Raw genomic sequence first — 20,074 nt, 5'->3', positions numbered from 1 at the left:
CGCGGCAACAGGTTGATCGCCAGCAGCAGCAGAATCGTCGTGACCACCTCCACCGAGATCTGCGTGAGCGCCAGATCGGGGGCCGAGAATTGCAGGAAGGCGAGCGAAACGATCAAGCCGACGACGCTGGTGATGATCAGCGCGAAGAGCCGGTCGTGATGGCGCAGGATCATCAGTGCGCAGGCGGCGATCAATGCGAACCAGCCGGTCACGGCAGCAAGCGTCACCGGCAAGGTCGGCCGCGTCCCCGCAGCATGCGGCGCACCGAGGAAGCCGGCCAAGCCGAACACGCAGATCGTGACCACTGTGGCCCCGAAATATCGGGGCAGACTGCGATTATCCAGCGCGGCAATGAGACGGCGGGAGAACACCACGATCCCGGCGATCGCCGCCTGGAACATGGTCATGGCGTCCGGCCGCGGAATTGCCAGCCGCAGCCGGTTGACCGGCACATAGGCAAGATAAAGCACAAGTCCACCGGCGAGTGCGATCGCGCTCATGATCAGTGCCGGCGTGATGCCATGCCAGATCGAGAGGTAGTAATCCGGCAGATCGCCGCCTGCGAGCGCGAAGGCGGTGCGCTCGACGATCGCGCCTGCAAAAAACTGCGGCATCAACCCGATGGCGACCACAGGAACGATCAGGATTGCCACCGGCAGCCACATGCCGAACGGCGGATCGTGCGGATGCCGCGGGTAATCGTCACGCTCCCGGCCCAAAAACACCGCGAAGACGAGCCGAAAGGAATAAGCCACAGCAAACAGGCTTGCCGCCGTCGCCAGCACCGGAAACAGCCACGCCTGTCCCGCATAGACCGTGTGCGCGGCTTCCTCCAGCATCATCTCCTTGGAGAGATAGCCGTTGAACCCGATCAGGCCGGCCATGGACAGGGAGCCGATGATCGCCAGCACGCTGGTGATTGGCATCGCATGGATGAGGCCGCCAAGTCTTCGGATGTCGCGCGTTCCGGATTCATGATCGACGATGCCGGCGCTCATGAACAACGCGGCCTTGAAGGTCGCGTGATTGAGAACGTGAAATGCCGCCGCGACCACCGCCATCTTGGTCGACAGGCCGAGCAGCATGGTCAGCAGCCCGAGATGACTCACCGTCGAGAAGGCGAGCAGGCCCTTCAGGTCGTCCTTGAACAGCGCGATCCAGGCCGCGACCGCCATTGTGATCAGGCCGGTCAGCGACACGATCAGGAACCATTCCGTGGTGCCCGACAGCGCGGGCCACAGCCGCGCCAGCAGAAACACGCCCGCCTTCACCATGGTCGCCGAATGCAGATAGGCGGAGACCGGCGTGGGGGCGGCCATGGCATGCGGCAGCCAGAAATGGAACGGGAACTGCGCCGACTTGGTGAAGGCGCCGATCAGGATCAGCAACAGCGCCGGGAGATAGAGCGGCGACGCCTTGATCTGCTCGCCACGGGTCAGGAGCTCGCTGAGCTCGAAGGTGCCGGCGATATTCCCGAGGATCAGCATGCCCCCCATCAGGGCAAGCCCGCCGCCACCGGTGACGATCAGCGCCATGCGCGCGCCGGCGCGGGATTCCGGCAGATGATACCAATAGCCGATCAGCAGGAACGAGGTGAGGCTGGTGAGCTCCCAGAACACGATCAGCAGCAGGATATTGTCGCTGAGCACAATGCCGAGCATCGAGCCCTGGAACATCAGGAGATAGCTGAAGAAGCGCCCCATCGGGTCGTCGCGGCCGAGATAGTAGCGGGCATAGAGGATGATCAGCAGGCCGATCGACAGGATCAGCACGGCAAAAAAGACGCCCAGTCCGTCCGCAAAGAACGAGAAAGACAGGCCAAGCTGCGGCAGCCACGCGACCTGCAGGCTTGGCACCCCGCCGGCATAGACTTCCGGGATCAGCGTCGCCAGCAGAATGAGCGAGGTCGCGCTCACCGCCGCGGTCACGCCGGTGCAGACATTGCGGCCGGCGCGGATGGCGAGCGGCGGCAGCAGCGCGCCGATGAAGGGGATCAGGACGATAAGGGCAAGTTTCATGCAGATTGGAGAGCGGTCGTGTGCGGCCCGGGGAGGTGGAGACCGTGATATCCTTATCGTCAACCCCTTGCAGGCTGCCAACCCCCCGCTGTGCGCTGCGGCGTGAAATACCGATGCGGTTCAGCGACGCATGGCCGCATCGCCGAATACCGGCCGAAGATTCGCCATTGAAGCGCAGTTTTTCGGCTTTTGGAACAGTCTGCTGAACGGACACCGGACCGCCGGGTCATCGCCCCGGGACAGGTCGCGGCGGGGCCCGGAAAGCACCAGGCGGGCTCGGGCGAAATGCGCCCGTCAGTTGTATTTGAAGCGCTCCGACACGATGCGGCCGCGCGGCACTCCGCGGTCTTTCAGCCAGCGCTCGACGCCGTCCATCATCGGCAATGGCCCGCAGACGAAATACAACCACGTCTCGCCGCGAATGTCATACAGGCATTTGTCCAGGACGTCGGGCGTCAGTTCGCCCGCGAACCCGGTCCAACCTGCAGGCGGCTCCGACAGCACGTGGCGCACCTGAAAATCAAGGCTTCGGGTGAATGCGTCGAGCTCGTCGCGGTAGAGAATCTGCGTTTCGACGCGATTGCCGTAGATGAGGCGAAGCGGATGCGGATAACGCTCGGCCGCGAGCTGGCGCAAAATGCCCCGCACTGGCGCATAGCCGACACCGCCGGCGATGAAGACGACCCCCCGGCTTTGCCGCCCGGCCAGGGTGAAGTTGCCATACGGGCCGTCGAGATAGGCCCGCGTGCCCGGTGCGATGCTGCCAATCGCATTGGTGAAGTCGCCGCTTTCCTTGATAGTGAAGCCGATCCGCGGCCGGTCGGCCGGGGCCGAGCTGATGGAGAACGGATGCTCGGTCAGGCTGAATGAGGAATGGCCGAGATTGAGCCAGACGAACTGGCCTGCAGCGAAGCGCATGGCGCCGCCGCGTTCGGGTTCGACGGCAACGTCCCACATGCGATCCGCCACCTTGCGATTGGAGACCACGCGATACGGCATACGCCGTTGCAAAAGCGGCTTCAGCAGATAGATATGCGCCATCGCGGCGACGGCAAGAATCGTAGCCAGGATCCAGAACCAGGCAAGCCAGCGCGTGCCGCTATAGGTGCCGACGCTCACGGTATGGTGGGTGCCAAGCACCGCAATCGCGACCGCCATCAGGCCATGGCTCAGCCGCCAGACTTCGTAACGGAAAGGCAAGCGGTCACGGAACATCGCCAGGGGCACGAGAAGAACCATCAGCCACCAGGCGATCACGCCGGTCCGCAAGCTCGGTGAGGCGAACATCCGGCTCAGCCCGGCCAGCGCCTGCATCGGATCGGGGAAAAGCCGCGGCACAACATAGAGCACTGGATGCACCACGATGACGATCAGGATCGCGAAGGACGCCACCTGATGAAACCGCATGGTGCGGTCGATGCCGACCTGTCCCGAGACCCACTCGAACCGTCCCGACAACAGGAACTGAACGAGCGTCATCACGTAACCGACCATGACGAGGCCGGACGACAATTCGCGCCAGATATTGCGCGCCGGAAATCCCTGAACAACCGTCAGCGCCAATGGCAACAGGCACAGCCCTGCATAGCCCCCGATCAGGATCGTGGGCGACAGTCCTTGCGGCGCCCGAGGATTTCCCGGACGCGCTGCGTGCGGTGTATTAAGTGTTTCGAGGGGCATGCTTGTATCGTGACCGCTATTTTCCGCCTTCGGCGATCTGCTTTTGGATATATTCGATGACCAGCGGGCGCTCGGCCTCCGACGGCGGATAATGCAGCTTCAAGAATTCCTCGAGCCAGGCCTGGCGCGACACCGGATCGCGCCGCTGCCGTCCCCAGTTCTGGATGTCCGATGGTCCATGGCATCGGGCGCAGCGCGCCTGATACGCCGATTCCGGATCCTTCGCCGCCCCGCAGGACGCGAGCACGACGGTGGCTCCGATCGCACCGGCGGCAACGGCCAGCCTGACGGACACGTCGATCGCACCGGGCAATTGCAACTTGCGCCTCCACTTTTGACTTGATGCAATGGACTTCACTATCTGACAGACGGCCGCCCAACCCTGTGATCTGCATCAAGGGTGCGGCATTGCGCAGCATCCAGATCGTTGTCGATCGAGGCTGGTTCGGCGCAGGCGGAGATCGATAAGAGAGTGCACCGCGTTGTTACCCTGACCATGAATCCGGCGGTCGACCTCTCGACCTCGGTTGCGCGCGTTGTCCCGACCCACAAGCTGCGCTGCAGCGGCGCCGACCACGATCCCGGCGGCGGCGGCATCAATGTCGCGCGCGTGGTGGCGCGCATGGGGGGCGCGGTGACGGCGGTCTATCCGACCGGAGGCTGCGGCGGCCAATGGCTGAAGCGTCTGGTCGATCGCGAAGGATTGCCGAGCGTCACCTTCGATATTGCGGAGGAAACCCGCTTCAGCTTCACCGCGCTGGAGACCGGCAGCGGCGACGAATACCGGTTCGTTCTGCCCGGCCCCTCGCTCGGTGAAACGGAGTGGCAGCAAGGCCTCGACACGCTCGGGCATAAGCTCGCCGGAGCGGATTTTGTGGTCATGAGCGGCAGTCTGCCGCCGGGTGTGCCGCAGGATTTCTATGCACGCGTGACGCAGCGATGCAACGACAGCGGCGCGAGGCCGGTGATCGACAGCGCAGGCGCAGCGCTCGCCGCCGCGCTGGACCGCGGAGGGGTCTTCCTGATCAAGCCGAACCTGCGCGAATTGCGCGAACTCACGGGCCACGCTCTGCAAGACGAGGCATCCTTCGTCGCGGTCTGCTCAAATCTGGTTTCGTCCGGAAAGATCGAGGCGATCGCGCTGACCCTCGGCGACCGCGGCGCGCTGCTGGTTTCGCGCGACACGGTCCTGCGCGCGCCCGCGCTCTCGATCCAACCGGCCAGCGCGGTCGGCGCCGGCGACAGTTTCCTCGGCGGGATGGTGTTTGCGCTGGCATCCGGCCATGACCTCGAGACTGCCTTCCGCTACGGCGTCGCAGCCGGCTCCGCTGCGCTGCTCACGAAGGGGACACAACTCTGCCGCCGCGAAGATGTGCTGCGGCTGCTTGGCGAGGTGAGCCTGCATGCTGTTGGGCATGGCGCCGCCGATTAGCATCTGTGTTGTCCCGCCCGCAGCTGTGCTGGGACTCTCTGCATGCCGAACGAGATCGGCTGCGGCTTTTTGGCGCAATTTCTTGTACTCTGCATCTCGCGGCATGCGTTAAGGCGTAATCGTCGTGAGGATGACCTGGATCAATGGCGGCGCCGTGTCGGCTCATAGTGTGCAAGATACAGGTTGCCGCCTTTGGGAATGGAGTCTGGGTGCATGAGCTTCAAAGATACTCTGCTGGTGCTGACGAGTTATCCGGAGCCCACTCCGCGAGCGAGCATCGACCAGGCCCTGGCGCTTGGCGCCGCTCTGGAAACGCGCATGACCGCCATCTCTTTCGAAATCGATGTGCAGGTGCCCGGCGGCAGAAATTTTCTCGCAGACATGCTGCTTGATCTACCCAGCATGGTCGCAGCGGAGCGGGAAAAAGCAGCCATCAACGCGAAAGCATTGCTTGATGCGTTCGAAGCTGCAGCCACGCCGCGCGGCCTGTTCCAGGCGCGCCTGAAGGAACGCGCCGTAACGCCCCTTATTCCGGATGTCCTGACCGAGCAGGCGCGCCTGCACGATCTCACCGTCATACCGCTGCGGGAAGGCGATTCGGTCGAACAGGTCTATGCGGAAACCATCATTTTCGGATCGGGCCGGCCCTGCATCGTCCTGCCCGGTCATGCCGGCGCCTCGAACACGCCGGCGCTGACGTCGATCGCAATCGCCTGGGACTTCAGCCGGCCCGCGGCCCGCGCGCTCGCCGATGCGATGCCGATCCTGCAAAAGGCGAAGACCGTGCGCTGTGTCACAGTGGCGGAGGACAAGACGATGAAGTCGACCCGTTCGCACGAGCAACTGGCCAATCATCTGCGGATGCATGGCGTCGAGGCGGCATTCGATACGGTGGACGCGGCCGGCCGCGAAATCGGCGACATCCTCCACGACTATGTCGTCGGGAGGAATATCGATCTACTCGTCATGGGCGCCTATGGCCATAGCCGCGTCCGCGATTTCGTGATCGGAGGCGCCACCAAGACGATGCTCCGCAAACCGCCGGTACCGCTGTTTCTTTCGCATTGACGGACAATTCCGTCGTCCCTGTGAGGATCGCAGCCATGCCTTACGCAAGCAACGACGATCTGCCGGTACCGGTGCAGCGTCATCTGCCGCCGCATGCGCAGGATATTTATCGCGAGGCGTTCAATCATGCCTTTGCCGGACATGCCGGCGATCCGCGGCAGGAAGAGGCCGCGCACCGGATCGCCTGGGCCGCAGTGAAGCGTTCGTTTGTGAAGGTTGGCGACAGCTGGGTCGCGAAAACCTAATCCCGTGGCTCCGAATGGCGTCCTTGCTGCACATTCTCTTCGGCTCGCATCAGCCACCGCGCCGCGTTCACCCACGCTTGCGATATGGTTTCGCGTCCCAGGAATAGACTGAGATGTCCGCAGGGCACCGTCTGCCGTTCGATCAAAGCGCCTGGAGTCGCAACGAGACCGGCGGCCGCAAACACCTGCTCGGGCGGCGCCACATCGTCGTCCGCGCCGGCAAGGAGGTAAAGCGGCGCGCGCACTTTTGAAAGGTCGGCAATCTCTCCGAGCGCGGGAAATGTTCCTTCCGCAATCCGGTTCTCCTTGAACAGATATCGCACGACCTCAAGATAGTACGTGCCTGGCAGATCAAGCGTCCACGCATCCCACGCGGCAAAGCGCTGTTTCATTTCGGCTTGACGAGCGTCATCGGAGCCGGCCGCGAGTTGCATTACAGCGTTCGGGTCGTGTGTCGACGCATTCGTCCCCCACAACTTGACGGCATGATCGCCGAGGACACGGCCCCCGCCCACCTGAACCAGACTTTCGAATGCCGCGAGCGGAAGCTCCTCGGACATTCGCGACACCTTCGATGGCGCGGCGCGAATGTCGACCGGTGCGCCAGCCAAGACCAGGCGGCGCACCTTATTCGGGAAACGCGCGGCATAGACCAGCGCCATCCAGCCGCCCTGACAAAGGCCTATCAGATCGACCGGCGGCTCAAGGGCATCGACTGCGACATTCAGATCGGCAAGGTAGGTATCGATCGAAAAGTAGCGCATCTCGGGGGCACAGGAACGCCAGTCGGTGAGTGCGATGCGCGACACCCCCGTCTTCAGCAAAGCCTCGACGATGCTGTGCCCGGAGCCGAAATCGGCAATCGTCGCACCATGCAGCGCGTAAGGCGCGCAAACCAATGCCGGTATCCCGTCGCTGCCCGTCGAAAACTCGCGCAAGTGCATGCTCGGCAGTTCGAGTCTGATGCGATTGGGTGTCGTCCATTGCGGCTCGGGCAGAATCGCGCGGTCTTGGGACGCGCCCGTCAGCATCTGCGCATACCATTTCATAACCGCCGCGCCGGACTGGCTCATCGCGCCGGCAACGTGCAGCGGCCACAGAAGCGGCAGCGACCCCAGACCGATCGCCGGTGCTGCGTCTTGCGAAACTGGCGTTGACGTTGGTCCGGACCGTTTGGTCATCGCATCACCCGGCACTCTCGACCTGCTTGGCCCAGCATAGCGCAAGGCAAACCGCGGGGAATTTCCAGGACCAGGGCAGCCGCTCTACGGAGAGGCTTATGCCTTCGTCCACCACCCGCCGGCACGCGGCTCTCACTTATGTCTTAGGTACCATCTGTCACCGATGTGTCCGGGCCGGACAGTTTGCTTTTGGCGCGCCGGAAGGGATTCGAACCCCTGACCCCCAGATTCGAAGTCTGGTGCTCTATCCAGCTGAGCTACCGGCGCAAAGGTCGAGAAAGTGGCGCGCCCGAAGAGATTCGAACTCCTGACCCCCAGATTCGTAGTCTGGTGCTCTATCCAGCTGAGCTACGGGCGCGTTGTCACGCGAGTGACGGCCTGAATATGCTCCGAAAACGCCTCCGGCCGAGAACCGGATCAAAATCAAGCGTTTTGGCCACCGATCCAGGACGAAAGGCCGACGCAACGGCGGATAGCTATCGCCCCCCTCCTCGGATGGCAAGGGTTTTCGCCCCGGATTATCCGAGCCGCGTCCCGCCCCCAAGGAAAGCCGCAGATCGTTCAGGCGCTGGCCCGCTCCTCACGCCACGAGTCGAGATCGACGGCCTGATCGGGGATCGTGAGATGGAAGGTCGCGCCGATCGTGCCTTCCACGAGACGGATTTCACCGCCATGGGCGCGCACCAGTTCGGCGGCAATGGCAAGTCCGAGCCCGGTCCCGCCCGGCCGCGTCGATCCGGAAAAGGCCTGGAACAGATGCTCACGCGCGCGCGGCGGAAAGCCCGGCCCGGTATCGGACACCTCGATCACGACCACGCCTCCTTCGCGCCTGCCGGTGACCCGAATCTGGTCCCGCAGGGCATTATTTGGGGCGCGCGCTTCAAGGGCTTGCAATGCGTTGCGTGTCAGGTTGAGCAGCACGCGGAACATGTGATCGTGATCCGCATCCATCTCCAGCCCGCGTTCGATGGACACGATCCAGCCGATATTGCTGTCCGCATCGAGCCCCAGCGTCTCGTGCACCTCCTCGACCAGCGACTCGACCGGGATCATGCGGCGATCCGGCGGTGCTTCCTGTGCACGCCCATAGGATAGCGTCGACTGGCAGAATTCGATGGCGCGTTCGAGCGTGCGCAACAGTTTGGGCGCGAAGCGCTGTACCTTCGGATCCTTGACGCTCGACAATTGGTCCGACACCAGCTGGGCGGACGCCAGCATATTGCGCAGATCGTGGTTGATTTTCGACACCGCGAGCCCGAGCGCGGCAAGGCGAGCGCGCTGATGCAGCATCGAGGTGAGATTGCTCTGCATCGAGGCGAGTTCGCGTTCGGTCACGCCGATCTCGTCGTTACGCTTCGATACCTTGATGGTGCGGGACGGATTTTCCGGATCGGCCCGGAACGCCATGATGTTGCGGGTGATGCGCCGCATCGGCCGCACGAACATGAAATGCAGCGCCAGATAGACCAGCGCCAGCGTGGATGCCGAGATGATCAGCGATGCGACCAGCACGTTGCGGGAAAACCGCAGCATGGCGCGCTGCAACGGCTCGTTGCGGATCAGGATTTCCAGAAACTCGCCGTCGCGCGGGGCGCTGCCGATCACCTGCAGCATGGTGTCCTTGTCGTCGAACAGCCCGTGATAGGCGCCCTTCACCGCGTCGAGCCAGCCGACCTCCCGCAGATCGAAATTGCGATGGGTCTCGGTCGGCATTTCCGCGACCGCCAGGAGCCGCCGGGTCTGCCCGGTCTTCATGACCACCGCCTGCGCGCCGATGCTCGAGAGGATGTCGCGGGCGAGATCGTCCGGAACCATGCCGCTCGGAGCGGCATACAGGACCAGAGCAGCCGTCCGGGCGGCCGCGAGGCGATCGTTCAGCCAGTTGAGGCGGAACACCGACACCGACGGCACATAGATCAGCACCTGCGCGATCATGACGAAAAGGATCGTCACAACGAGCAGTTTGCCGGAAAGGCCAAACCGCGGCACACGCACCGGGCCTTTATCGTCAAGATCGGTCATCCATACTGCCTGTACGGGCCCGGATTCGAACTCAGCCCGTATAGGCCCATGATGCGGCGCATCCATGACCTCGTCAAACGGCCGGGCGCCGCCGCATTCGGCCGGAAAACCGGTCACGGGGGCATTTGGTTAACGGAGCGCTTTGCACCCCAGCGCCCCTGCTGAGGAAACGGCCATGCGCCTCGATTCAGGCCAGAAAGCGGTCCCGGCCGCACCGGCCGCCCGGTCCAGCGGTCGCATTGACGAAACCGCGTCACCTCCCGTATAAGCCCCGGGAATTCCGGCACCGGCGGCCTTGTTGCGGCAGACTTGCTTTGCCGCGAATTGTGGCAGCCTTCATGCCGGCACGCACCACCCGAACCATCCGGCATCGCGCCGCGACCCAGCGGAGAGTCTTCCCGTGAAACGGACCTATCAACCGAGCAAGCTCGTGCGCAAGCGCCGCCACGGCTTCCGTGCTCGCATGGAGACCAAAGGCGGCCGCAAGGTCATCTCGGCCCGTCGCGCGCGCGGCCGCAAGCGCCTCAGCGCCTGATCCGGGGCGGCCCGGAAGGCCGGCCCCGATGCAGCATCTGCGAAAGCGCGCGGATTTTCTGGCAACCGCCGGCGGGGTGAAGGTTCCCTCCGCCGGTTTTGTGCTGCAGGCGCGCGAGCGAAGCGATCCAGGCCCGGCGCGGGTCGGGTTTACGGTCTCCCGAAAGGTCGGCAATGCGGTCGAGCGAAATCGTGTCCGCCGCAGATTGCGTGCGCTGGTGCGGCTCAATGCAGAACGCGCGTTGCGCTCCGGACACGATTATGTGCTGGTCGGACGCCGGGCGGCGCTTTCGGCAGGCTTTTCGGACCTTGCGGCCGATTATGACCGCGCGCTTTCGCGCATCCACAGCAAGCGGCGCGAGCCGACGTCTCAAGGCAGGTTAACCCGGGATCCGTGAGCAAAGACGCATGATCAACGACCAGAAGAACATGTTTCTTGCGATCGGGCTCTCCCTGCTCGTCATTATCGGCTGGCAGTATTTCGTCGGCGGCCCGCAACTTGAACGCCAACGCGAGGAAGCAAGGCTGCGCCAGGCGCAGCAGCAGGCGCAGCAGGCCGCGCCGGGTGCGCCGGCCCAACCCGGTACCGTCCCCCAACCCGGCACCGCCCAGCCTGGCGCTACCCCGCAGCCAGGCGCCGCCCCCGCCATTCCCGGTCAGCCGACCGTCCCCGGCCAGAGCTTCACGCGCGATGCCGTACTCGCGGCCTCGCCGCGGGTGCCAATCGAGACCGACACCATCCGCGGCTCGATTTCGCTCCGCGGCGGGCGCATCGACGACGTCTCGCTGATCAAGTACCGCGAGACCGTCAATCCCAATTCGCCGCCGATCGTGCTGCTCGCGCCCTCCGGCAGCCCGCATCCCTTCTATGCGCAGTTCGGCTGGACCAATGCGGCCGGCGGCAAGGTCAAGGTGCCGGACGACAATACGGTCTGGACCCAGCAGGGCGCGGGCGCTCTGCGCACCGGCAGCCCGATCACGCTCACCTTCGACAATGGCGAGGGCCTGGAATTCCGCCGCATCATCAGTGTCGACGAAAATTACCTGTTCAGCGTGGAAGACAGCGTGGTCAACCGCACCGGCGAGCCGGTCACGCTCTATCCGTATGCGCTGATCTCGCGCCACGGCAAACCGGAAATCCTCGGCTATTTCATCCTGCATGAAGGCCTGATCGGCGTGATGGGCGATCAGGGCCTGCAGGAATTCACCTACAGCGACATCGAATCGAAAAAGCAGGTGCCGTTCAGCGTCACCAATGCGTGGCTCGGCATCACCGACAAATACTGGGCGGCGACGCTGCTGCCGGAAACCAATGCCAAGGTGCAGGCCAGCTTCTCGGCCCGCGACCTCAATAACCGCAAGGCCTACCAGACCGATTATCTGCTCGACCCGGTCACCATCGCGCCCGACGGCACCGGCTCAGCCAGGGCGCGGCTATTCGCCGGCGCCAAGGAAGTGTCGATCGTCGACGGCTACGACACCGCGCTGAAGCTCAACCGCTTCGAGCTCCTGATTGACTGGGGCTGGTTCTATTTCATCACCAAGCCGCTGTTCTGGCTGCTCGACTTCTTCTTCCGCTATTTCGGCAATTTCGGCGTCGCGATCCTTCTGGTGACCGTGGTCATCAAGATCGTGTTCTTCCCGCTCGCCAACAAATCCTATGTGTCGATGGCGAAGATGAAGGCGGTGCAGCCGCAGATGCTGCAGATCCGCGAGCGTTACGCCGACGACAAGGTCAAACAGCAGCAGGCCTTGATGGAGCTCTACAAGCAGGAGCGCATCAATCCGCTGGCCGGCTGCCTGCCGATCCTGATCCAGATCCCGGTCTTCTTCGCGCTCTACAAGGTGCTGTTCATCACCATCGAGATGCGGCATGCGCCGTTCTTCGGCTGGATCCGCGATCTTGCCGCGCCCGATCCGACCACGATTTTCAACCTGTTCGGACTGATTCCCTGGAATCCGGCCAACGTGCCGGTGATCGGGCTCTATCTGATGATCGGGGTGTGGCCGATCATCATGGGAATCACGATGTGGTTCCAGATGAAGCTGAACCCGTCGCCGCCGGACCCGACCCAGAAGATGATCTTCGACTGGATGCCGTTCATCTTCACCATCATGCTGGCGAGCTTCCCGGCCGGCCTCGTGATCTATTGGGCCTGGAACAACACGCTGTCGGTGCTGCAGCAGTCCTACATCATGAAAAAGCATGGCGCGAAGATCGAGCTATGGGACAATCTGCGCGAGACCTTCGGGATGAAGAAAGCGGCCGTGCAGGACAATCAGCCGCCGACCGAGAAAAAGAAGGGCAAGGAAGGCAAGGAAAAGCAGGCCCAGTCATGATGCTTCCTGAGCTTGAAATACGATCGCCGGGCCAGTCCCGGCGATGTCGTTTATTGTGATGGGCATGACCATCGGCGACGACTTCACCAGGGGCGAGATCGAGGCCGGCCGCAAACTGTTCGCGGGCGCGTGGGAATTCTTCTGGGCCGCGGCCTCGGTCGAGACGCTGCCGCCAATGAAGGGCCTCGAAATCGCCTTTGCCGGCCGGTCCAATGCCGGCAAGTCGTCGCTGATCAACGCCGTCACCGGCCGCAAGGCGCTGGCGCGAACCTCGCATACGCCGGGCCGCACCCAGGAGATCGTCTTCTTCCAGGGTCCGGACAACATGCGGATCGCCGACATGCCGGGCTATGGCTATGCCGAAGCACCGAAGGCCAAGGTGAAGGCCTGGACCGCGTTGATCCACGCCTATCTGCAGGGCCGCGCCAATCTCGCCCGCGTCTATGTGCTGATCGACGCCCGCCACGGCATCAAGGAGGCCGACAGGCCGGCGCTCGAACTGCTCAAGAGCGCCGCGGTCAGCCACCAGATCGTGCTGACCAAATGCGACCAGCTGTCGGCAGCGGCGCTCTCGGAACGAGTCGCGGCGGTGTCGGCAGAGATGGCCAAGAACGCGGCGGCCTTCCCGGATATTCTTGCGACGTCGTCGCGCGAGGGCACGGGCATCGCCGAATTGCGCGCCGCAATCGCCCGCCTGCTCGCCGAGCGCAGATAGGAGAGCACCAATGCTGCCGATCCTCATCGCAATCGCCGCCGTGTTCGGCTGCGCCGGCATCATGCTGGCGGCCGCCGGCGCCCATGCCAAACCGGGCGCGGGCCTCGACAGCGCAGGCTATATGCTGCTGTTTCATGCGCCGGCCGTGATCGCCGCCTGTGCGGGGATCGCGGCAGGGCTGTTGAGCCGGCCGGCGGGAGTGATCGCGGCCATCGTACTGCTGGCGGGCGTTGCGCTGTTTGCCGGGGATCTGGCGCTGCGCGCCTATACCGGACACAGGCTGTTTCCAATGGCGGCACCAACCGGCGGCGTCGTCATGATGGGTGGCTGGGTGCTGCTCGCTCTGGCGGCGTTTCTGGCGCCGCGTTAGCGATCGCCATTGAAGGCCGCCTTTGACTTCCGGGTTTCGGCATTGCCGCGCCGCCCCTTCCGCATTGCCCGCTGGCCGGGTAAAAGCTCCGCGCCATCCTCCGCCAGACATTGCCCGCCAAGGACTTTCCGAAATGACGGTCTCCCCGCACGACCAGGCCCGCATTCTGTCCGAGGCGCTGCCGCACATGCAGCGCTACGACGAGGAGATCGTCGTGATCAAGTATGGCGGGCATGCCATGGGCGAGGAGGAGGCGGCGCGCGAATTCGCTCGCGACATCGTGCTGCTCGAACAGACCGCGATCAACCCGGTGGTGGTGCATGGCGGCGGTCCGCAGATCGCGGCGATGCTGGGACGGCTCGGCATCAAGTCGCAGTTTTCCGGGGGCCTGCGCGTCACCGATGCGGCGACCGTGGAGATTGTCGAGATGGTGCTGGCCGGCTCGATCAACAAGCAGATCGTCAGCCATATCAATCAGGCTGGCGGCAAGGCCGTCGGGCTGTGCGGCAAGGACGGCAACATGGTGGTGGCGCGGAAAGCCGGCGGCCAGGGCGGAGCATCGGGTGGAGCGGCCGTTGCGGACGTGGTCGATCTCGGCTTTGTCGGCGAGCCGGAAAAGATCGACACCACCGTGCTCGACCAGATTATCGGCCGCGAACTCATTCCCGTGCTGGCGCCGATCGCGTCCGGGCCGAACGGCGAGACCTTCAACGTCAATGCCGATACCTTCGCGGGCTATATCGCCGGCGCCCTGAAGGCCAAGCGCCTGCTGCTGCTGACCGACGTGCCGGGTGTGCTCGACAAGAACAAGAAGCTGATCCCCGACATGTCGGTGAATGACGTGCGCAAACTGATCGCCGACGGCACCATTTCGGGCGGCATGATCCCCAAGGTCGAGACCTGCATCACCGCGCTTGAACAGGGCGTGGAGGGCGTGGTGATCCTGGACGGCAAGGAGCGGCACGCCGTGCTGCTGGAGCTTTTCACCGATCACGGCGCCGGCACGCTGATCCACCGCTGAAAAATACCACGGCCGCCTCGTGGGCGGCCGTGGTCCCTTCCCCCTCGTGCTGCGCTACGCGTTACTAAAGCGCTCACGACCGCGTGATTTCAGCGCCCGATCAAGGCATCACCTTGACGGAATTGCGGGCGCAAATGCGGCGGTCGGGAATCGGGCGTGGCCGATTGCCGCCGCGGCGCCGGTTGCGGCTTTTCCAACGTCATGGAGCGGTGATAAATTTCAGAGATTACATTTTTCGTGTCCTGAAAAGATTGCCAAGGTCTTCACAACGTTTGCGAAGGAAACGGCATGGTCCGACATATTTTTTGCCTTGCGCTGTTTCTCTCTCTGATCGCCGGTCCCGCCCATGCCTCCGAGCGCGTCGCGCTGGTCATCGGCAACGGCAATTACGTCAATGCCGGCGCGCTCGCCAATCCTGCCAACGATGCGCAGGCGGTGGCTGCGGCGCTCCGCGATGTCGGCTTCGACGTCTCGCTCGGCCGCGACCTCGGCCGCAACGCCATGGAGCAGATGCTGCGCGACTTCCTGCGCAAGGCGGACCGCGCCAAAGTCGCACTGCTTTACTTCGCCGGACATGGCATGCAGGTCGACGGCCGCAATTATCTCGTGCCGGTGGACGCCAAGATCGAGACCCCGGCCGATCTCGGCTTTGCGACGGTCGAGCTCGACCGCATCCTGGCCAATCTGGAAGATCCCGCGCGCGCGACCATCGTGATCCTCGATGCCTGCCGCGACAATCCGCTGTCGCGCAGCTTCGCCGCACGCAGCCGCTCGGCCTCGGTCGGCACCGGCCTTGCCGCCTATTCGACGCTCGGCACCGGCACCCTGATCGCCTTCGCCACCGCACCGGGCAAGGTCGCGCTCGACGGCGCAGGCCGTAACAGCCCGTTCACCGAGAGCCTCGTCAAGCATCTGCGCACCCCCGGCCTCGAGGTGCGTGCGATGCTGACGCGCGTGCGCGCCGACGTGATGGCGGCGACCCGCAATGCGCAATTGCCCTGGGACAATTCCTCGCTGATGGGCGACGTGTTTCTTGCAGGCCCGCCGCAAGCCGGTCCGGCCGCGGCAGCGATCCCGGTTGCGCCGCCGCCTGCGGCCTTGCCGCCTCCGGCGCCGCCCCCCGCCGCCCAGCAGCCACCGGCCATGGCGGCGCTGCCCGCGCCGCAACGGAGTGCGGACGACGGCTTTATCTTTCCGGATTCGCATCTGCGCCGGATTCATATCAGCGAGCTGCATGGCCTGTCGCAGGACCAGCTTCGCATTGCCCGCAACGAAATCTATGCGCGGCGCGGCCGCTTCTTCCGCGATCAGGCGCTCGCCGCGTATTTCTCGCGCTTTCCCTGGTACCGGCCGACGACCTGGGATGTGCAGCTCAGCGCCATCGAGCAGGCCAATGTCAAACTCATCCAGTCGATGGAGTGGTGATGCGCACGCTGGCTCCGGTCGCGCTTGCTGCGTTTGCATGCGTCGCGCCATGCGCGGCCAATCCCGCGCTCGATGCGCTGGTCGCGGCCTATCCGGATCACCTTGCCGGCTACGAGAGCAACGACCTGATCTTCCGGGACGGCACGCGGCTTCCCATCGACGACGGCGTAAAGGGCAAGAGCTTCGAGCAGTTGCTCGACGCGCCGGACATCAAGGACCAGTTCGCCATTCCCTACCCGCTCGGCACCGCCAATCTCAGGCAGCCCGCGTTCAACGAGGATCCCGGCCGCATCCGCAACCAGGCGATGTTCGTGAAGATGTACGGCGACTGCCGAAAGGGCGAGGTGAAAGCACAGATGAAGGCCGTGCCCTGGCTGCCGAGCCGCGGCGGCGGCACGGTGATGGTCACGACCGCCAACGGCGTCGCCGATCAGCTCGCCAAGGTGTCGCGCGATCTCGAACAATTACCAAAAGAGATGACGCAATACATGGTGCCGTCATCCGGCACCTTTAATTGCCGCGTCATTGCCGGAACCAAAAGGCTCTCGGTCCATGCCTATGGCGCTGCGATCGATCTCAACGCGAAGTTCGGCGATTACTGGCAATGGTCGAAGCCGAAAGGCGGAACGCTCGCCTGGAAAAACCGCATCCCGCTGGAAATCGTCGAAGTCTTCGAGCGCCACGGCTTCATCTGGGGCGGCAAGTGGTATCACTACGACAGCTTCCACTTCGAATACCGGCCCGAACTGATCGCATTGGCCAGGCAGGGCTGGCCGAAGTGAAGCACGATCTTTCCCACGAACGCCAGCGCGGCGAACTCGGCGTCTCGCAGAAGACACCCAATGTGCGATGGGGTTCCGGATCTGCGCTCGCGCGCCTGAACTGACAGCAACTTGGCGGGAGCGGCCTTATTTCTTCCGCGTCAGCAGGAACACCGCCTGCTCGCCGAACAGATTCCAGAACCACCACGGCGCATTGAAGCGAAGCTTGCCGCCCCAGGCATTGAGCGCGACCGCCGCCTCCATCTTCACGCCGATCTCGTTACAGAGGTCGCGGAAATCGCGGATGGTGCAGAAGTGAATGTTCTGGGTGTCGTACCAGGTGTCCGGCAGATGCTTGGTGCGCGGCATGCGGCCGAGGAACAGAAGCTTGAGCCGCATTTTCCAGTGACCGAAATTCGGGAACGACACCACCGCACGCTCGCCGATCCGCAGCATGTGTTCGAGTACGACCTTGGGCCGCCAGGTCGCCTGCAAGGTCTGCGACAGGATCACGTAATCGAAGGCGGCATCGGGATAATCGGCAAGATCGGTATCGGCGTCGCCCTGGATCACGGCAAGGCCCTTGGCGACGCAGAGATTCACGCCCTCTCGCGAAATCTCGATGCCGCGGCCATCGACATTCTTGGTCTCGGTCAGGATTTTCAGCAATTCGCCGTCGCCGCAGCCGACATCCAGCACCCTGGCGCCGGGCCTGACCATCTGCGCCACCACCAGAAGGTCGACGCGCGCGCCCGAGCCGTTTCGCGCAGCATGAGAGGTCGCGAGTTCGCGGTGCGGGCGGGCGTGCATGTTCATGACTTTATACCCGGCCCTATCCTGCGGCCAGACCGCGCGCCCGCGCCGCACCGTCGAGAAAGCCACGGACGATCGCGAATAATTCCGGCTCATCCAGCAGGAACGCGTCGTGGCCCTTGTCGGTCACGATCTCGGCAAAGGACACCCGTGCGCCCGCGGCATTCAGCGCATGCACGATGGCGCGCGATTCCGAGGTCGGAAACAGCCAGTCGCTGGTGAACGATATGACGCAGAATCGCGTCGGCGAATTTTTGAAGGCATTGGCGAGCACGCCGCCATGCTCGGCGGCGATGTCGAAATAGTCCATGGCGCGGGTGAGATAGAGATACGAATTGGCGTCGAAACGCTCGACGAAGGACGAACCCTGATAGCGCAGATAGCTTTCCACCTCGAAATCGGCGTCGAACGAGAAGGTGGGATTGCTGCGGTCCTGAAACCGGCGTCCGAATTTCCGGTGCAGAGCGGCGTCCGACATGTAGGTGATATGCGCGCCCATGCGCGCCACCGCGAGCCCGCGGTGCGGATTGGTGCCCTCGATCAGATAGCGGCCATGCCGCCATTCCGGATCGGCCATCACCGCCTGCCGTCCGACCTCGTGGAAAGCGATATTCTGCGCCGAGTGCCGCGTCGCGCAGGCGATCGGCAGCACGCTGAAGACGCGCTCGGGGAAACTCTCCGCCCATTGCAGCACCTGCATCCCGCCCATCGAACCGCCTGCGACCGCAAACAGCGTCTCAATGCCGAGATGGTCGATCAGCATCGCCTGTGCGCGCACCATGTCGCGGATGGTGATGACCGGGAATTCCAGGCCATAGGGCCGCCCGGTCTTCGGATCGGTGGACGATGGGCCGGACGAGCCCATGCAGCCGCCGACCACATTGGAGCAGATGACGAAATAGCGTTCGGTATCGATCGGCTTGCCGGGACCGACCATGGTCTCCCACCAGCCATTCTTGCCGGTGACGGGATGCACGCTTGCGACGTGCTGGTCGCCGGTGAGCGCATGGCAGACCAGCACCGCATTGCTGCGCTGCGCATTGAGCTGGCCATAGGTCTTGTAGGCGATCTGGAACGGCGACAGGTCGATGCCGGAATCGAGCTTCAGCGGACGGTCGGCGCCGAACCGCACAATCTCGCAGTCCCGCGGGTGGTCCGCCTCGCGCGCACGAACGCTCTGCGCAGATTTCAGATCGGCCTCGGCCATGACGCAATAAACCCGGCAGCCCCGGAAGCTGATCCGCCATGCGGCATCCGGGCGATCGTTCTAGGTAGGCCTAACCGGCATTAAGTCAATGTTTTCTTTGATTTTGGGGGGCCGCCCACTTATTGATGCGGGCCTTCGTTAACGAGCAGGTCATGTCCGAAACGCCGTCCAAAAGCGTCCCATCGCTCGGTGCGCTCCGCGCCGAAATCGACCGGATCGACGAGGCCATGCATGCGCTCCTGATCGAGCGCAGCGAGATCATCGCGAACCTGATCAAGGTCAAGGGCACGCAGGAATCCGGCTCTGCCTTCCGTCCGGCCCGCGAGGTCGCGATGATGCGCAAGCTGGTGGAGCGGCATCGCGGCATCCTGCCGCTCGATACCGTCGAGAGCATCTGGCGGGTGATCATCGCCACCTTCACCCATGTCCAGGCTCCCTATGCCGTCCATGCCGATCTCACTGTCGGGGAGGCCGCGATGCGCGATTCTGCCCGTTTCCATTTCGGCTTCACGGTGCCATTCGTGCCGCATATGGGCGCGGGGCCCGCGATCGCCGCGGTCGCGGCATCGAAGGGCGATCTCGGCCTGGTGCCTGCGGTTTCGGTTGCCGGTTCCGGCGCCTGGTGGTCGGCGCTGGAGGGCGAGAAGGCACCGAAGATCATCGCCCGTCTCCCGTTCGTGGAGCGGCCGGATCATCCGGCTTCGCTGCCGGTTTTCGCGGTGTCGCACCCGGCCGCCGACGCGGTCATGGCGGAGGTCGAGGTCCATAGCGTACGGGTGTCGGGATGGGGCGCCGCCGCAGCGCGCACGCTCGCCCCGCTCGCCGAAGTGATCGCCGAGCCGGACGGCGCGTTCGACGGAGCCGCGCTCCTGATCTCGGTGCCGCAGGGCCAGACGCTTTCTGCCATCACCGATGCACTGGTGAAGGCCGGTGCCTCGGTCCGCGCCACGGCTCTCGTCGGCAGCCACGCGACCCGCTATACGCTTGCCGGAACGCGGCCGGTCGCGGCCGCCCGCTAGTTTTTGTCTTACGTATCGAGGTTCCTGAAATGACCGCAGCCCCGCGTCCGCAGCCGCGCCCCGGCGTCATGGATATCGCCGCCTATGTGCCGGGCAAATCCTCGGCACCGGGCGTCGAGAAGATTTACAAGCTGTCGTCGAACGAAAGCCCGCTCGGCGCGAGCCCACAGGCCATCGAGGCCTACAAGTCGGTCGCCAACGAGCTTCAGGATTACCCCGACGG

General features: G+C 64.1%; 19 protein-coding genes, 2 tRNA genes and 1 pseudogene. 13 read left to right on the top strand and 9 right to left on the bottom strand.

Annotated elements, in window-relative coordinates; all coding sequences use genetic code 11:
- From ACK41X_RS16165 to ACK41X_RS16155, 3 genes are all read right to left on the bottom strand, one after another.
- Nucleotides 1–2,018 (bottom strand): proton-conducting transporter membrane subunit (locus ACK41X_RS16165; RefSeq protein WP_409725377.1); only part of this gene is annotated, 2,018 nt, incomplete at its 3' end.
- Between the two features lie 294 nt (nt 2,019–2,312).
- Nucleotides 2,313–3,698 (bottom strand): ferric reductase-like transmembrane domain-containing protein, encoded by a 1,386-nt coding sequence (locus ACK41X_RS16160; RefSeq protein WP_409725374.1) that lies wholly within the window; start codon nt 3,696–3,698, stop codon nt 2,313–2,315.
- Nucleotides 3,699–3,714: 16 nt separating this feature from the next.
- Nucleotides 3,715–4,017, bottom strand: a complete 303-nt coding sequence (locus tag ACK41X_RS16155; protein WP_409725371.1) for a hypothetical protein — start codon at nt 4,015–4,017, stop codon at nt 3,715–3,717.
- A 153-nt stretch (nt 4,018–4,170) separates the two neighbouring features.
- Here ACK41X_RS16155 and ACK41X_RS16150 point away from each other — a divergent pair, with 153 nt between their 5' ends.
- The 3 genes from ACK41X_RS16150 (at nt 4,171) to ACK41X_RS16140 (ending at nt 6,443) form a co-directional block, all read left to right on the top strand.
- Entirely contained in the window at nt 4,171–5,130 is a 960-nt protein-coding gene (locus ACK41X_RS16150) for a 1-phosphofructokinase family hexose kinase (RefSeq protein ID WP_409725368.1), read from the top strand.
- Between the two features lie 213 nt (nt 5,131–5,343).
- Entirely contained in the window at nt 5,344–6,198 is an 855-nt protein-coding gene (locus tag ACK41X_RS16145; protein WP_409725365.1) for a universal stress protein, read from the top strand.
- A gap of 35 nt (nt 6,199–6,233) precedes the next feature.
- On the top strand, nt 6,234–6,443 hold the full coding sequence (locus tag ACK41X_RS16140) for a ChaB family protein (RefSeq protein ID WP_409725362.1): 210 nt from the start codon (nt 6,234–6,236) through the stop codon (nt 6,441–6,443).
- Here the strand turns inward: ACK41X_RS16140 and ACK41X_RS16135 are convergent.
- From ACK41X_RS16135 to ACK41X_RS16120, 4 genes are all read right to left on the bottom strand, one after another.
- Nucleotides 6,440–7,639 (bottom strand): alpha/beta fold hydrolase, encoded by a 1,200-nt coding sequence (locus ACK41X_RS16135; protein ID WP_409725359.1) that lies wholly within the window; start codon nt 7,637–7,639, stop codon nt 6,440–6,442. The genes ACK41X_RS16140 and ACK41X_RS16135 overlap by 4 nt on opposite strands.
- Before the next feature lie 175 nt (nt 7,640–7,814).
- Nucleotides 7,815–7,891 (bottom strand) — tRNA-Arg (locus ACK41X_RS16130).
- A 14-nt stretch (nt 7,892–7,905) separates the two neighbouring features.
- Nucleotides 7,906–7,982, bottom strand: a tRNA-Arg gene (locus ACK41X_RS16125).
- A 203-nt stretch (nt 7,983–8,185) separates the two neighbouring features.
- Complete coding sequence (locus ACK41X_RS16120) at nt 8,186–9,646, bottom strand: sensor histidine kinase (protein WP_409725356.1); 1,461 nt, start codon at nt 9,644–9,646, stop codon at nt 8,186–8,188.
- A gap of 400 nt (nt 9,647–10,046) precedes the next feature.
- Between ACK41X_RS16120 and rpmH the strand changes: the two genes are divergently transcribed.
- From rpmH to ACK41X_RS16080, 8 genes are all read left to right on the top strand, one after another.
- Entirely contained in the window at nt 10,047–10,181 is a 135-nt protein-coding gene (gene rpmH / locus ACK41X_RS16115; protein WP_325710432.1) for a 50S ribosomal protein L34, read from the top strand.
- A gap of 28 nt (nt 10,182–10,209) precedes the next feature.
- The gene (gene rnpA, locus ACK41X_RS16110; RefSeq protein WP_409725351.1) at nt 10,210–10,578 is read left to right on the top strand and encodes a ribonuclease P protein component; all 369 of its coding nucleotides are present in this window, start codon (nt 10,210–10,212) and stop codon (nt 10,576–10,578) included.
- 13 nt (nt 10,579–10,591) lie between these two features.
- Nucleotides 10,592–12,520 carry a membrane protein insertase YidC gene (gene yidC, locus ACK41X_RS16105; protein ID WP_409725387.1) on the top strand — a complete coding sequence of 643 codons (1,929 nt, stop codon included), beginning with the start codon at nt 10,592–10,594 and terminating at the stop codon, nt 12,518–12,520.
- A gap of 64 nt (nt 12,521–12,584) precedes the next feature.
- Complete coding sequence (gene yihA, locus ACK41X_RS16100) at nt 12,585–13,235, top strand: ribosome biogenesis GTP-binding protein YihA/YsxC (RefSeq protein WP_409725383.1); 651 nt, start codon at nt 12,585–12,587, stop codon at nt 13,233–13,235.
- Between the two features lie 10 nt (nt 13,236–13,245).
- On the top strand, nt 13,246–13,605 hold the full coding sequence (locus ACK41X_RS16095; RefSeq protein WP_409725349.1) for a DUF423 domain-containing protein: 360 nt from the start codon (nt 13,246–13,248) through the stop codon (nt 13,603–13,605).
- Nucleotides 13,606–13,738: 133 nt separating this feature from the next.
- Nucleotides 13,739–14,626: an acetylglutamate kinase gene (gene argB, locus ACK41X_RS16090; RefSeq protein ID WP_409725346.1), complete on the top strand. Its 888-nt coding sequence runs from the start codon at nt 13,739–13,741 to the stop codon at nt 14,624–14,626.
- 288 nt (nt 14,627–14,914) lie between these two features.
- A complete protein-coding gene (locus tag ACK41X_RS16085) occupies nt 14,915–16,051 on the top strand; it encodes a caspase family protein (protein ID WP_409725343.1) in 1,137 nt (378 codons plus the stop codon).
- Nucleotides 16,051–16,833 carry a M15 family metallopeptidase gene (locus tag ACK41X_RS16080; protein WP_409725340.1) on the top strand — a complete coding sequence of 261 codons (783 nt, stop codon included), beginning with the start codon at nt 16,051–16,053 and terminating at the stop codon, nt 16,831–16,833. Before ACK41X_RS16085 ends, ACK41X_RS16080 begins: the two co-directional genes overlap by 1 nt.
- A 126-nt stretch (nt 16,834–16,959) precedes the next feature.
- Here ACK41X_RS16080 and metW read toward each other — a convergent pair whose 3' ends face one another.
- Both metW and ACK41X_RS16070 read right to left on the bottom strand, forming a co-directional pair.
- Nucleotides 16,960–17,622, bottom strand: a complete 663-nt coding sequence (gene metW, locus ACK41X_RS16075; RefSeq protein WP_409725380.1) for a methionine biosynthesis protein MetW — start codon at nt 17,620–17,622, stop codon at nt 16,960–16,962.
- Between the two features lie 22 nt (nt 17,623–17,644).
- Nucleotides 17,645–18,832, bottom strand: a complete 1,188-nt coding sequence (locus ACK41X_RS16070; RefSeq protein WP_409725337.1) for a homoserine O-acetyltransferase — start codon at nt 18,830–18,832, stop codon at nt 17,645–17,647.
- Nucleotides 18,833–18,984: 152 nt separating this feature from the next.
- Here ACK41X_RS16070 and ACK41X_RS16065 point away from each other — a divergent pair, with 152 nt between their 5' ends.
- Both ACK41X_RS16065 and ACK41X_RS16060 read left to right on the top strand, forming a co-directional pair.
- Nucleotides 18,985–19,851, top strand: coding sequence for a chorismate mutase (locus tag ACK41X_RS16065; RefSeq protein WP_409725335.1), 867 nt, complete (start codon nt 18,985–18,987; stop codon nt 19,849–19,851).
- 29 nt (nt 19,852–19,880) lie between these two features.
- Nucleotides 19,881–20,074 (top strand): annotated as a pseudogene (locus tag ACK41X_RS16060) (histidinol-phosphate transaminase); the annotation flags it as partial.

The organism is Pseudorhodoplanes sp. (assembly GCF_046289595.1).
Classification (GTDB): Bacteria; Pseudomonadota; Alphaproteobacteria; order Rhizobiales; family Xanthobacteraceae; genus Pseudorhodoplanes.
Note: the sequence above shows the minus strand (reverse complement) of the source record. Positions and strands in the feature narration are given on the sequence as shown.